Origin of the sequence: Streptococcus downei MFe28, assembly GCF_900459175.1 — a bacterium.
Lineage (GTDB): Bacteria > Bacillota > Bacilli > Lactobacillales > Streptococcaceae > Streptococcus > Streptococcus downei.
The window spans coordinates 1,574,029-1,587,960 of sequence record NZ_UHFA01000002.1; the positions used below are offsets into that span (position 1 = coordinate 1,574,029).

At 46.0% G+C, this 13,932-nt stretch carries 9 protein-coding genes and 1 pseudogene; 3 read left to right on the forward strand and 7 right to left on the reverse strand.

Annotation, left to right across the window (positions count from 1 at the left end):
• Positions 1-13: 13 nt before the first annotated feature.
• Complete coding sequence (gene thiI / locus DYE66_RS07535) at positions 14-1,228, reverse strand: tRNA uracil 4-sulfurtransferase ThiI (protein WP_019788422.1); 1,215 nt, start codon at positions 1,226-1,228, stop codon at positions 14-16.
• Positions 1,229-1,285: 57 nt separating this feature from the next.
• On the reverse strand, positions 1,286-2,431 hold the full coding sequence (locus DYE66_RS07540) for a cysteine desulfurase family protein (RefSeq protein ID WP_115325084.1): 1,146 nt from the start codon (positions 2,429-2,431) through the stop codon (positions 1,286-1,288).
• A 165-nt stretch (positions 2,432-2,596) separates the two neighbouring features.
• On the opposite strand from DYE66_RS07540, the gene DYE66_RS07550 reads away from it, so the two are divergent.
• Positions 2,597-3,133: a DUF6556 family protein gene (locus tag DYE66_RS07550; protein ID WP_019777065.1), complete on the forward strand. Its 537-nt coding sequence runs from the start codon at positions 2,597-2,599 to the stop codon at positions 3,131-3,133.
• Positions 3,134-3,135: 2 nt separating this feature from the next.
• Positions 3,136-4,383, forward strand: a complete 1,248-nt coding sequence (locus DYE66_RS07555; RefSeq protein ID WP_002998126.1) for a bifunctional folylpolyglutamate synthase/dihydrofolate synthase — start codon at positions 3,136-3,138, stop codon at positions 4,381-4,383.
• An 86-nt stretch (positions 4,384-4,469) separates the two neighbouring features.
• Here DYE66_RS07555 and gorA read toward each other — a convergent pair whose 3' ends face one another.
• From gorA to uvrC, 4 genes are all read right to left on the reverse strand, one after another.
• Positions 4,470-5,822: a glutathione-disulfide reductase gene (gene gorA / locus DYE66_RS07560; RefSeq protein ID WP_002997848.1), complete on the reverse strand. Its 1,353-nt coding sequence runs from the start codon at positions 5,820-5,822 to the stop codon at positions 4,470-4,472.
• A gap of 749 nt (positions 5,823-6,571) precedes the next feature.
• Positions 6,572-6,835 (reverse strand): Txe/YoeB family addiction module toxin, encoded by a 264-nt coding sequence (locus tag DYE66_RS07565; protein WP_002998270.1) that lies wholly within the window; start codon positions 6,833-6,835, stop codon positions 6,572-6,574.
• A gap of 12 nt (positions 6,836-6,847) precedes the next feature.
• Positions 6,848-7,009: a type II toxin-antitoxin system Phd/YefM family antitoxin gene (locus DYE66_RS07570; protein ID WP_002998085.1), complete on the reverse strand. Its 162-nt coding sequence runs from the start codon at positions 7,007-7,009 to the stop codon at positions 6,848-6,850.
• Positions 7,010-7,150: 141 nt separating this feature from the next.
• On the reverse strand, positions 7,151-8,947 hold the full coding sequence (uvrC, locus tag DYE66_RS07575) for an excinuclease ABC subunit UvrC (RefSeq protein WP_002998421.1): 1,797 nt from the start codon (positions 8,945-8,947) through the stop codon (positions 7,151-7,153).
• A gap of 188 nt (positions 8,948-9,135) precedes the next feature.
• On the opposite strand from uvrC, the gene DYE66_RS07580 reads away from it, so the two are divergent.
• Positions 9,136-13,365: a GH32 C-terminal domain-containing protein gene (locus DYE66_RS07580; RefSeq protein ID WP_002998327.1), complete on the forward strand. Its 4,230-nt coding sequence runs from the start codon at positions 9,136-9,138 to the stop codon at positions 13,363-13,365.
• A 75-nt stretch (positions 13,366-13,440) separates the two neighbouring features.
• On the opposite strand, the pseudogene DYE66_RS07585 reads toward DYE66_RS07580, so the two are convergent.
• Positions 13,441-13,932 (reverse strand): annotated as a pseudogene (locus DYE66_RS07585) (phage tail protein).

Genomic DNA, 13,932 nt, shown 5'->3' on the forward strand with positions numbered 1-13,932 from the left:
GACAACTCCTCCTTTATAGGAGGTCGTCAATCAGCTGGTTCACGGCATCGGCTGAATCGTCAGGCGTAATCTGAGAAACCTTGATGCCAGCTACTGAGCGTTCTACTAATCCCTCAACATCTAAACGCGCTTCGTATTGCTCAACATTTTTAATCTTAGGATTGGTCTTAGGCCGATCAGGGGCGAAGATGGTACAGCAGTCCTCGAAAGGTTGGATAGAAATCTCGAAGGTGTTAATCTTTTCCGCAATGTCAATGATTTCTAGCTTATCCATGGTCACAACCGGTCGAATGACTGGGGTCGTTGTCACAGCGTTGATAGCCTGCATGGACTCCAGCGTTTGGCTGGCCACCTGGCCAAGACTTTCGCCATTGATGATGACCAGACCATGTCGCTCTTGGCGAATGCGGTCGGTAATCCGCATCATAAAGCGACGGGTCAGGGTCATGAGGTAGGCTTCAGGAGCCTTGGCCTTGATCTCCTCCTGAATCTCCGTAAAGGGCACTTCGATAAACTGGATATTGCCACCGAACTTGGTCAGCTTTCGGGTCAAATCCTGAGCTTTTTTGAGGGCTCCAGGGCTAGTGTAGGGCGGACTAGCAAAGTGGACGGCCTCAATATCGACGCCCCGTTTGAGAGCTAGATAGCCAGCCACAGGGGAGTCAATCCCGCCTGAGAGCATGAGCATGCCCTTACCTGCCGTTCCAACTGGGAGACCACCAGCCCCCTTGATTTCTTCATAGGAGATGTAGGCCGCTTCGTCACGGATTTCCACCTTGAGGGTGATGTCAGGCTTCTTCATCTGTGCCTGGATATTAGGGAGAACATCAAAAACGGCTGAACCTAGGTCTTGGTTGAGCTCACGACTGTCCAGCTCAAACTTGTGGTCACTGCGCTTGCTGGAAACCTTGAAGGTCAGTCCCTCATGATAGAGACCCGTCATGATTTCCTGAACGGCCTGACGCAGAATTGGCATGTCCTTCTCCAGTTTATAAACGGGAGAAAAGGCCTGGATACCAAAAATCTGCTTGAGGCTTTCAGCAACAGGATGGTAGTCACTGCCATTGAGGAATACATGGCCACGGTCGCGGTCAGCGGTCACCTTGACTTGGGGATAGACCGAGAGGACGTCTTGAATATTGCGTTTGAGTTTATTGATGAAACGCATCCGATTCTTGCCCTTGGTGGACAATTCGCCATAGCGGATCATAATTTCAGAGTATTGCATGATTTCTTTCAAAAGTCCGACTACTTGCTGCCGGACATCCTTTCTTATGGTGGGTTCCTAGCGAACTTTTTTTGTTTTCTCGTAGACCTGCTTGAAGATGGTCAGAAACTGCTCGACCTGACTCATATCATTGTCATCGTCCAGGCTAATGCGAACGGCTGTCTGGGCTTCCTTGGTCGGCACCCCCATGGAAATCAGAGTCCCAGCTGGTTTACCAGCCTTGGAAGAGCAGGCGCTGGTTGTAGAAATATAAATCTCGTGCTCTTCAAAGGCATGAACCACTACTTCACCTCGCACACCCTTGATTCCAAAGGTCAAAATATTAGGGGCAAAGTCTTGACCATTTCCAGAAAAGAGCCTGATATCAGGATAGTGACTGAGTTCATCGAAGATGACAGATTTCATAGCCTGGATACGGGGCAGGGCTTGTCCTTCCTTATCTAGGGTCAAGCGCAGAGCCTTGGCCATGGCTGCAATCCCAGCCAAATTCTCGGTAGTTGAGCGCAGGTCTTTCTCCTGACCACCACCACTTAAGAGGGGTCTGATGCGTTTACCAGATTTTTTATAGAGGAAACCAACGCCACGAACAGCATGGAATTTATGTCCAGAAAAAGAGGCAAAATCGACACGGTCTGTCAGATATTTAGCGGTTGGAACCTTACCGATGGCCTGGACAGCATCCACATGGAAGGAAATAGTCGGCTTATCGGCTAAGATTTCTGAAATCGCCTGGATGGGCTGGACAGAACCAATTTCATTATTGACCGCCATAACTGAGACCAAAGTGGTGTCAGATCGAATCAGGTCGGCCAACTTTTGGACATCCACAAAACCACGCCCGTCAACAGGGGCATAGGAAACTTCAAAGCCTTGGCCAGCCAACCACTTGGCCGATTCCTTAACCGCTGGGTGCTCAATATCGGAAACGATAATATGCTTGCCATAAGGAGCCTTCTCGAAAGCTAGACCCTTGATAGCCCAGTTGTCGCTTTCGGTACCACCTGAGGTGAAGAAAATTTCCTCAGCCGACTTGCCCAGCAACTGGGCAATCTGTCTACGGGAGGCCTCCAGCAGACGGGTCGCTTGGTCGCCTAGATTGTGAAGGCTGGACGGATTCCCAAAAATCTTAGTCGCTACCTGTTGATAGCTAGCCAAAGCCTCAGGATAGGGCAGGCTTGTCGCTGAATTATCAAAATAAATCATAATTTTTCCTTTTAACGTCAATTGCTTTCATTATAGCATAAATTATAGGGCTGGCTAGGGGGAAGATTCTCCTGCCAAGCATGAATTTTCCCAGTTTAATTATGGAAAATTTATCTGATTTTGGTACACTAGTAGTTAGAAATATTTTTTAAGGAGATTTGATTCATGGCACAATACTCACGCTCGGAACGCAGAAAGAAAGACGATGCCCAACTCAGCCACACCCCAATCCGCAAGGAAAGCGACAGACGTATTCCTAAAGCAAGAACCAGCAAGAAAATCGCTCGTGGTGCTAAGAAGGGGCTTTCTGCCATCCAAAAGACTATTGCAACCGTGGCTGCAATTCTATCAATTATTGTTGCTTCATTTACGATTTACGCTCTAACCCACAAGGACTCAGGCAATAGTGATAAGGACAGCACGCCTTCAAGCTCCGTTGTTAAAAGTAGCGACAGTAACCAGTCTAGCTCAGAAACGCAAGACAGCTCGAGCGATGCGAATGCTGAGCAAAATCAAGATGGTCAGACGACTGATGACCAAAGTCAAAATCAAGATCAGTCTCAAGATGCTAACCAAACTGGTGACCAAAGCCAAGGTGATCAAAGCCAAGGTAATCAAAATCAACAAGGTGATGCTAACTCAGGAACTACTGGCCAAAGTCAACGTCAACCTGCTGGCGATGCTGGGCAAACCGCTCAATAATCATGCTGACTTATCAAGAAACGCTAGAAGCTATCCACAGCCACAAGGCTAATGGCCGACGGCCTGATTTTAAACGATTAAATTGGATATTGGATAAACTGGGGAGGCCTCAAGCGGGCTTTTCCATTCTTCATATTGTCGGAACCAACGGTAAGGGCTCTACGACTGCCTTCCTGCAAGCTATCTTTTCGTCTGCTGGTTATAAGACGGGGACCTTTACTTCTCCCTTTATCACCCGCTTCAATAAAAGAATCTCTGTCAATGGCAGGCCCATCAGCGACCAGGATTTGGTTAAAACCTTTGACTTTGTCAGGCCCTGGCTGGAGGAAATTACCAAGACCGACTTAGGTATCCTTACGGAATTTGAATTGGTGACGGTCTTGGCCTTTGTCTATTTCGGGCAGATTCAGCCAGTAGGCCTTGTTATCATCGAGGCTGGAATTGGCGGTCGTTTTGACTCGACCAATGTCATCACCCCCCTTGCAACGATTTGCACTTCTATCGGTTATGACCATACAGAAACCTTGGGAGACCGTTTAGAGGACATCGCTTGGCAGAAGGCTGGTGCCATCAAGCCCAATCGGCCAATGATTCTTGGCTCAATGCCTAGGCAGGCTCGGAGTGTTTTTGAAAGGGAAGCCCAAGGTTTAGGGGCTCCACTCTATCGGTTGGGGCAGGAATTTCAGATAAAGGATGAGATGGAGGTTTTTGATTTTATTAGTCCCCTAGGCTCCTTGGAAAATCTTCACACCTCCCTCCTCGGACCGCATCAGAAGAACAATGCCGCCCTAGCTATCCAGGCCAGCCTCTTGCTGAGATTTGACTTTCCAAAGGTTGACGAATTAGCCATCCGCAAGGGTCTGCGGAGTGCCACTTGGCCAGGCCGAGGTGAGCTTGTCAGACCGAATATTCTCTTAGATGGTGCCCACAATCCCCAAGGCATCCAAGCCTTGATAGAACTCTTGGAAAAGGAATTCCCTGACCGCCCCAAGCACCTGCTTTTTGCGGGGCTTAAAAGAAAAGATTTAGCGAAAATGCTGGAGCTACTGGCTGGTCAGGATGTAACGGTTGTCAGTTTCGATTTCCCTGGGGCTGCAGATTTGACTGATTATCCTGATACTTATGCCCAGATACCTGATTTCCGAACTTGGCTGAAGCAGGCTGAAAGGTCAACCGACCTCTTTGTCGTGACTGGCTCCCTCTACTTCATTTCAGACGTTCGGCACTATCTTTTAAATGGGCGAGATTAAAAAGCAGCCAGATTGAGAAAGTCTGGCTGTTTTTTTAGTCCCTTTATTTGTCCACATAAGGGACAGTATGTCAATTTCAAGAAATTTCATCGCATGGTGACGAATTCTTCTGCTCCAGTTGGGTGGATAGCAACGGTGGCATCAAAGTCGGCCTTGGTCGCTCCTAGTTTGATGGCGACCGCAAAGCCCTGAATCATCTCATCGACACCATAACCGATGCCATGGAGACCAATGACCTTTTCCTCCGGCCCTTGCACCACTAGTTTCATTCGAGCCACTTGGCGGTGGTCGGCGAGGGCTGTGTACATTGAAGTAAAGCTAGAGGTGTAGGTCTTGATTTGGTCCTTGCCAAAGGCTTCAATGGCCTGGCTTTCAGTATAGCCAACTTTACCCATAGCTGGATGGCTAAAGACCACCGTTGGAACATTGGTGTAGTCTAGTTTAGCATCTTTCTGATTGTTAAAAAGGCGTTCAGAAAGCAGGCGACCCGCCTTAACCGCTACTGGGGTCAACTCCAGTTTTCCGTTGATATCACCGATAGCATAGAGGCCAGGGATATTAGTATTTTCATAGGCATCCGCCTGGATAAATCCTCGCTCATTGAGGGCCACGCCCGTATTTTCCAGACCGTAGCCCTTGGTATTGGCAACCCGACCGATGGCCCAAATCAGAACATCGGTCTCATGTTCCTGACCATTTTCCAGAACCAGAGTCAGAGAACCATCAGGATTCTTACGGACTTCTTTGGGTGTAGACTCTTTGTGGAGGGTTGGACCGTTTTTTTCCATCTCCTCCATGAGGGCATCGGTCAGATAGGTATCCCAATTTCGTAAAGGCCGGTCGTGGCGGACAAAGAGGTGGCTGTCGCTGCCAAGGGCATTGAGCACGCCGGAAATTTCGACCCCAATATAACCCGCACCAACGACGGCAGCACGCTTAGGAATTTGGTTCAATTCAAAGAAACCATCGGAAGTGATGCCGTATTCGGCACCAGGGATATTAGGAATGCGGGCGTGACCGCCGGTCGCAATCAAAATATGGAGAGCGGTGTAGGTTTGACCATCCGCTTCCAGGGTGTGAGCATCGAGAAAGCGAGCGTAGGCATTGAGCACTTCAACGCCATTGGCGGCAAAGCCTCGCTCATAGGAGCCATGGATGCGGTCAATATAGGCCTGGCGATTTTTCTTGAGGATAGCAAAGTCAAAGTCGCTAGAAGCCACTTTGAAGCCGTACTCGCCGGCATACTTACCAATGGCTTCGGCAACCTGGGCTCCATACCACATGACCTTCTTGGGCACACAGCCACGATTGACGCAGGTTCCGCCAGTTTCCTGAGCTTCAATCAGGAGAACCTTAGCTCCGTGCATGGCAGCTCGATTAGCCGAAGCAATCCCGCCTGAACCGCCTCCCAAAACAATATAATCGTATGTCTTTACCATAGTATTTCCTTTCTGCTTTTTCAGATATTAGCTAGGAAGGCGTTGGGAGTGGCTCTGCAAAGCCAACTATCCCAGTCCCCTAGCGACCTCGCAAGCTTTCTAAGGTCAGATTACCATAAAAGCTAGGGGTGGGCAAATTTCCACTACGGTAATACTCTTCAAAAATCAAAACTATCCCACGGATAAAGTCACTCTATGATTTCTCATTAGAGTGACTACGAAAACTACGATTGTAGTTTTCTATATCCCTGGCTAACTCTGCATAAACTGTGGCAACGACAGTTTGTACCTCGTGTCGCGTCGTTAACTCACTTTGCCGTACTTACTGAGGAAAGCGAAGCTTTCCCTATTTCCAACCTCAAAAGGTCTATCAGACCTTTTGAGCCACCTGCAGTTCGTGCGATGCAGAGCAAAGTTGGTCGATTTCACCAACTTTGTGAGGTTAGTAAGGGAGCTAGGCAATCGTTATGGAGATTGCCGTTAGCTATCAAGCCACTAAAGGGGCTGATAGCTTTGATCCTTGCATTGACTATTTTTGATTTTTTATTGAGCATAAGAAAGACAAAGGGCTGAAAGATTGGTAGAAAGAAAAACCTAACCAGAAAAATCTAGCTAGGTTTTGTAGAGTTGGGAAAAATTCCCTTTTATTAAAGACAGTTGCTTAAAGCTAAAGGGATAGGAAAAAGTCCCCTCGGGCTCAAAAATTTTTGTGGTCTGTTTAGAAAAAACGGGTTATTCCTGACTAAAACTCATAGTTGAGACCACAGGCTCAAGATTCTGACTAATTTTTTCTCATCATCCACCTGATAGACCAAACGGTGCTTTCGATTGATTCGTCGTGAGTAGGCACCGCTCAAATTACCAACCAATTTTTCATAGCGTGGAGGATTTTGATAGGGATTATCTCTCAGAAGCTCAGTTAGGTTTTTCGCTCTAGTCGTCAAGTTGGCTGCCTTTAATTTTTGAATATCTGATAGAGCTTTTTTAGAATAAATCAGCCGATAAGTCACCAATCAACCTCTTCTTCAAAGGTAGAGTGTTTCCAAGAGACCATTGTAGTCATCCTCGCTTAAAATCACCGCATTCCCTTGCTTGGTTGTCACATTTACAGGCTCATTATACTTGATGGTATTCTCTAGGGTATTAAAGAGATCCTTGCGAAGGTTTGTCGCAGACATCGTTACCATAAAATCGCCTCCTCTTATGTACATAATAACGTACATATTCAATACTTATCAATAAGTACCAGATAATCAAATACCGGGTTTTCAAAACTATCCCCATAATCTATTCGTAATTCCTTCTAGGAAAATCCTAGTCAGGCTAATTTATTTTTCCACCTTGGCATTCTCCATCTCGCTCAGTCTTGCCTTTAAGTCCTCAGCCACATTTCTGGGGACACCGCAGTTGACGATGTCATCGACATCGGCCTGCTGGATCTTGGTCAGGCTCCTGAAATGCTTGAGCAAGAGCTGCTTGCGTTTGGGTCCTAGGCCTGGGACACCATCCAGCTTGGAACTAAAGCTATTCTTGCTTCTGACCTGTCTATGGAAGGTAATGGCAAAGCGGTGGACTTCATCTTGAACCCTTTGCAGGAGAAAGAATTCTTGAGAATTTCGTGGAAGGTCCACGACTTCCAAAGGCTCACCAAAGAGGAGTTCGTGGGTCTGGTGCTTGTCATTCTTTTGCAGACCAGCAATCGGAATATCCAGCCCCAGACGGTTTTGGATAACATCTTTAGCGATATTGACCTGGCCTTGACCACCATCAATAACAATCAAATCTGGAGGGGTCAGGCCATCGCGCATGACGCGACTGTAGCGACGGTAAATAACCTCGCGCATACTGGCATAGTCATCAGGACCAATAACGGTCTTGATTTTAAACTTGCGATAGTCTTTCTTGCTAGGTTTCCCGTCAACGAAGACAACCATGGCTGCCACAGGACTGGTCCCCTGAATATTGGAGTTATCAAAGGCCTCAATCCGTCGGGGGGCAGGAATATTGAGCAGTTGGCCCAGATTTTCGATGGCTCCCTTGGTCTTTTTAATGTCCTTTTCTAGAAGGTCAAATTTTTGTTGCAGGCTGACCCGAGCATTTTTAGTGGCCAAATTGACCAGCTGCTTCTTCTCGCCCCGTTGGGGTTTAAGGACCTTGGTCTTGACAACCGCCTTAGCCAGCTGGTCATCAATATCTTGTGGAATGAAGACCTCCTTGGGCAGGAAGTGCTTACTCTCCTGATAAAATTGCCCTAGATAGGTCAGGAAATCTTCTTCTGGTTCATTATAATAAGGAAATATATTGACATCACGTTGGATGAGCTTGCCCTGACGGACGAAGAAAACCTGGACACACATCCACCCCTTATCCACATAATAGCCGAAGATGTCTCGGTCCTGCATATCCTGATTCATAATTCGCTGTTTGGTGCGAAGTTTGCTGATGGCTTCTAGGAGGTCGCGGTATTCGGCCGCCCGTTCAAATTCCATGAGTTCCGACGCTTTGAGCATCTTCTGGCGAATTTGCTCAACAATCTTATTGTCCTTGCCATTGAGGAAGTTCTTTACGTCCTCCTTGAGGCCATCCCAATAGGTCTGGTCTGTATGGCAGATAGTGTGGGCATTGCATTGACCCAAATGGTAATAAAAGCAGACCTTATTGGCTGGATTGGTGCATTTCTTAAAGGGAAAAATCCGATCCAGCAGGCGCTTAATTTCGGTGGCAGCTCCAGAGTCGGGATAGGGGCCAAAATAGAGGCCATCCTTGCGGTGGACCTGACGGGTAATCATGAGCCGAGGGTAAACCTCATTGGTAATCTTGATATAGGGGTAGGACTTATCATCCTTGAGGCGAATGTTGTACTTAGGCATATTCTTCTGGATGAGGTTGATTTCCAGAAGCAGGGCCTCGGTATTGGAGCCCGTAACAATATATTCAAAATCGGCAATTTCTGAGACCAACATCTCAGTCTTGGTGTCATGGCTACCGTGGAAATAAGAGCGAACCCGATTTTTCAAATTCTTGGCCTTACCAACATAAATAATCGTGCCATTTTTATCCTTGTGGATGTAGCAACCAGGACTATCTGGTAGCAACTCCAACTTGTGTTTAATCAGTTCATTCATAAAGACATTATAACAAATTTACTTGGCCTACTTAAGGATTTAAAATAACAACCTATCCATTCGCCCATCCTCAAACTGAACAAGGTAGAACTAGATTTTTTAATTAAAGAAATTATTATTCACATATTGTAAAACGCTTACATATATTTTATAATGGTCGTGAAAATTCAAAAAAGGAGGAAGCCATCATGACAGATAGCTCATCTACGGAAAGTAAACGGACTGGTTGGTATATGCATAAGCGTGGCAAACACTGGATTTTTGGTTGTAGCCTCGTTACCCTACTCGTCGCAGGCCTGGCTCTAGCTAGTCCAGTTTATGCTGAGGATACCACAGCAACGACTTCCAGTTCTTCCAGCACACAGTTGGCAGATGTCGGAGGACTTGCTGAAAAATCAATGAACAATTCAGCAACTACAGCTGATAACCAAACAGCCTCAGTTGGCCAAGAAACTTCTGCTGTCGATGAAACGGACAAGAGTGATACTCCCTCCAAATCCGATGAAGTTAGCGAACAAGCAACTGCTGATACTTCGACTGCAACCACTTCAGTCGAATCTAGTGAACAAACGGGTGTAGCCTCAAATAATGAGAAAGATCCTACTATTAAGCCTGTCGATGGGGCTGTCACTGTCGAGAAGACCGACCTAGCTGATGTAGCACAAGTTGCTGAAAAAGGTTATCAAACTAATTTGACCAATCTTAAGCCAACAAATGGAACTTGGAAAGTTCGAGATGACGGTCTCTACAGCAATGCCCTTGACAAGGGAGACAGCTGGAACATTTCTGATATCAAGACAGATAATTTTGTCTATTCAACCGATGTCAAGTTCCTCAAAAATCAGGGAGCTGTCGGTCTAATATTCCGCAGTACTGACCCTAATAACGTCCAAAATAGCTATGCCATCAATATCGATGGTGGCACGAAAAAGAGTAAATTTTGGCGTTGGCAAGATGGACAGGATCAACAACTGATTGATGAAAGACAAATCGAACCAAGCGCCGATGGTAACTATTTCATCAGAGTTATCGCAATTGATTCTTGGCTCTCCTTCTATATCAACGGTCAATTGATTGGTTCCACTGGGGACTATACCCTACAAAAAGATGACAAGGGGCAAACCACTGTCATTAAAGAGGGTTATCTGGGCTTGCTTAACTGGAATAGCGAAGTGGTATTCCAAAATACCTACTATACGCCAATCACTGATGATTTAAATCCAGAACTAGAAGATGTCGCTGTCACACCTGACCAAGGTGGCGCCGAAAAGAAAGGGCAATTTCTAGCTAATGCTCCTATCAACATCCAGTATGTTGATAATGCCACGACTAGCGTAAAACTAGCAATTAAGCCCAAAAATAGTCAAGCGCAATTTAAGATTTCTGACAGCACCGGCAAGGAATACCAATTAACTGACAGCATCCCTCTAGCTGTTGGAGCTAATTATCTAACGGTGACCAGCACTGTTACAACTGAAGCTAATCAGGCTAGCCTAACCTATCGCATCAATGTCCATCGGCGGCAAGCAAATGAAGTCTATTACAATGAACTCTTCCGTGACCAATACCACTACTCGGTCAAGGACGGCTGGGGCAATGACCCTAACGGTTTGGTCTATTACAAGGGTAAGTACCATCTCTTTTATCAGTTCTATGATGATAATGTTTGGGGACCGATGCACTGGGCTCATGCTACCAGCACAGACCTCCTTCATTGGGAAGAGCAACCAATTGCTCTCTACCCCGATAGTAACGGAACCATGTTCTCGGGTTGTATTGTCGTCGACGAACACAACAGCTCTGGCTTCTTCAAAGATGGAGAAGGTGGACTGGTTGCCTTAGTTACAGCTGATGGTAATGGCCAACGAATTAAATTGGCCTATAGTTCGGACGAAGGTCAAACTTGGACCAAGGTTGACCAAGTGGCTGCTGACTGGTCTAATGACCCGCTGCAAAGCAAGGATTTCCGCGACCCTAAAGTTTTCCATTGGAATAACAAGTGGTTCATGGTCCTAGCTGGTGGTCCTTTACGCATCTATTCTTCTGATAATTTAAGAGACTGGTCGGTTGAATCTACCTATCCTGACATCCAAACCGAGTGTCCTGACCTCTATCCGATTCAAACCGATGATGGTAGCATTAAATGGGTACTTTCACGAGGCGGTCGCTATTACAAGGTCGGCGACTTCAAGCAAGTTGATGGTAAATGGACCTTCAGCCCAGACCAGGCCTATCAGGATTCCGATGGCATTATGAATTTTGGTAAAGATTCCTACGCTGCCATGACCTATTATGTACAGGATTTTGGTAGCGAGGCCAATCCTACCATTCCAAAATTAACAGAACTAAACTGGATGAATACCTGGGACTACTGTAACCTAGTCGGTAAGACCCTTGACCAAGACTTCAACGGAACCTATAATCTCAACCTGCAATTGGGATTGACCAAGGAAAATGATAGATATGTCTTGACGCAAACTCCAATTAAAGCCTACGAGTCTCTTCGCGACACAGCTAAGGCTATAAACTATCAGGATGTTACGGTTTCGGCTAATAATGATTTACTCAAGGATGTTAAATCCGATAGCTATGAAATCGTCTCAACCTTTAGGCCAAGTGCAACTACCACGAAGGTTGGCTTTAAATTACGGCAATCACAAGACCAAGCCACTGTTGTCTCTTATGATCTACAAACTCAAGAACTCTCAATCGACCGTAGCCAATCAGGCATTATTATTACCGATAAATTTGCTGAAATTAACAAGCAAAAGGTAACGACAAATGCTGATGGTAGCATTTCTCTTCATATCTTTGTCGACCGCGCTAGCCTTGAAGTCTTTGCTAAGGGAGACACTGTAGCTGGTGCCAACCAAATTTTCCCAGCTCCTGATAGCCTTGGAGCCAGTGTCTTCACGGAAGGTGGTGACGCTAAAGCTGATATTGCCTTTTATCCACTTAAGTCTATCTGGACCAATAAGGTCGTAACAGACAAGCCATTCAAACTTGTCGGAACCGGCCAGGCTGAAACACGCTTGAATACTGGTCAGTCAACAAGTTTCGAGGCCTACCTAGCACCTGCTCAAGCCAAGCAGGAAGTAAACTGGCAATTAGATAAGCCTGACCTAGTTGACTTTAGTCAATCTGGTAATAAGGTGACCTTGACTGCCAAAAAGGCTGGCAGTTTAACCCTGACGGCAAGCTCTAAGGAGGATCCTAGCTTGACCAAGGTCTACAAAATTAATATCTTTGAGAATAATTTTAAGACCAACTTGAAAAATCTCAAGGCTATTTCAGGGCAATGGGTGGTCGATGATAAAGAGCTGCTGGACAGCAATACTAGCGCTAATGATGCCATTATGTCAACCGATATTGTCTCTTATGCTGAATATAAATTAGAAGCTGATGTTAAATATCAAAAGGGCTTGGTCAACATCTTCTTTGCCTCTCCGGCAACCGACCCAGCTAATGCCTACACCTTCCAATTGGGCGACCAAGCCAGTGCACGACTTTACTACTTCCAAGGGGATACCATCACAGAAGAACCGCTCACAAAGGCGCTCAATGATAATCTCTACCATCACCTTGAAATCAAGAAGACCAAGGATAGTGTGAGCCTGAGTATTGATGGACAAGAAGTTATGAGCCATAAATTTGACACAGTTAAGGACTATTTCAATAAGGCCTATATTGGCCTGGGACTTTGGGATGGAGAGGTCGCTTTCCAAAATGTCTATCTGACTCCGCTCAATCAGGAAGTTAAGTCGCAAGGCTGGTTCACCGCTAATCAAGCTTGGTATTATCGCAAGGCAGATGGCCAACTAGAGACTGGTTTGGCTGATATTGATGGACAAACTCATTACTTCAATGCCGATGGCTCTCAAGTCAAGGGAGACTTCGCTTCACCTGATGGTGGCAAGACTTGGTACTACTTAGATAAAGATAATGGACAGGTTTTGACAGGCCTTCAAGTGATCAATGGTAAAACCTACTATTTCAATGCCGATGGCTCTCAAGTCAAAGGAGACTTCGCCTCGCCCGATGGAGGTAAGACCTGGTACTACTTAGATAAAGACAATGGACAGGTTTTGACAGGCCTTCAAGTTGTCAACGGTAAGACCTACTATTTCAATGCCGATGGCTCTCAAGTCAAAGGAGACTTCGCTTCGCCTGATGGCGGCAAAACTTGGTACTATCTGGATAAGGATAATGGTCAAGCTCTAACTGGTGGACAAACTATTGCTGGTAAACGTTATACTTTTGATGAAACTGGTCAACAAATTAAGGGCCGTTTTGTCACCCCTGATGGCGGTATAACTTGGTATTACCTTGATAAGGATAATGGCCTTAGAGTAACGGGTAGACAAGTCATTAACGGTGAAGTTTGCTACTTCGACCAAGACGGTCGTCAACTCAAATAGTTTCTTGAATAAAAAGAAAGGCAGGTCTGACAAGAGGTCACCCCAAAGCGGTTTCTCAGTCAATCCTGCCATTTTTTATGATTTAAACTTCTCCAACCAGCGCTCTATCATAGCCTGATTATCTCCCTTGAGGGTGAAATAAGAGCCACGAATAGTGCCAGCTAGTTTAGATTTTTGTCGTGCGAATTTAAAGCGGCCTTCCAGCTCGGCTGGCACTTCCATGCCGTCCGAGAGTTTGAGACCGACCGCTTCTTGGGATTGTCCAATTCGTAGAGCACATTAATAGCTAGGCCATCCTCATAAAAAACATGTGTCCAGAGGATGCGGTCTTCTAGGAAGAGTTGGGCAATTTCTAAGGGCTTGGCCACAAAAACCAAATCCTTTTCTCGCTTGAGCAGGGCCTCAATATCAGCCATCAGTTTCAGTTCCGCTCGCTCAAATACTGGCTGAGTCTCAAAGTCTACCTTAAACTTATTCCAGAAATACCGGGCCTCAACCTGCTAGACTATCAGCGACAGGGGAACTCTCTAAGCCTGTGCTTGATACATTTTTAAAATCAATTTTCAT

Bases quoted from the DNA above. Each gene is read 5' to 3' on its own strand.
- DYE66_RS07555 (WP_002998126.1), top strand. From the start codon at position 3,136: ATGCTGACTTATCAAGAAACGCTAGAAGCTATCCACAGCCACAAGGCT.
- DYE66_RS07540 (WP_115325084.1), bottom strand. From the start codon at position 2,431: ATGATTTATTTTGATAATTCAGCGACAAGCCTGCCCTATCCTGAGGCT.
- DYE66_RS07570 (WP_002998085.1), bottom strand. From the start codon at position 7,009: ATGGTAACGATGTCTGCGACAAACCTTCGCAAGGATCTCTTTAATACC.
- DYE66_RS07580 (WP_002998327.1), top strand. From the start codon at position 9,136: ATGACAGATAGCTCATCTACGGAAAGTAAACGGACTGGTTGGTATATG.
- thiI (WP_019788422.1), bottom strand. From the start codon at position 1,228: ATGCAATACTCTGAAATTATGATCCGCTATGGCGAATTGTCCACCAAG.
- gorA (WP_002997848.1), bottom strand. From the start codon at position 5,822: ATGGTAAAGACATACGATTATATTGTTTTGGGAGGCGGTTCAGGCGGG.
- DYE66_RS07550 (WP_019777065.1), top strand. From the start codon at position 2,597: ATGGCACAATACTCACGCTCGGAACGCAGAAAGAAAGACGATGCCCAA.
- uvrC (WP_002998421.1), bottom strand. From the start codon at position 8,947: ATGAATGAACTGATTAAACACAAGTTGGAGTTGCTACCAGATAGTCCT.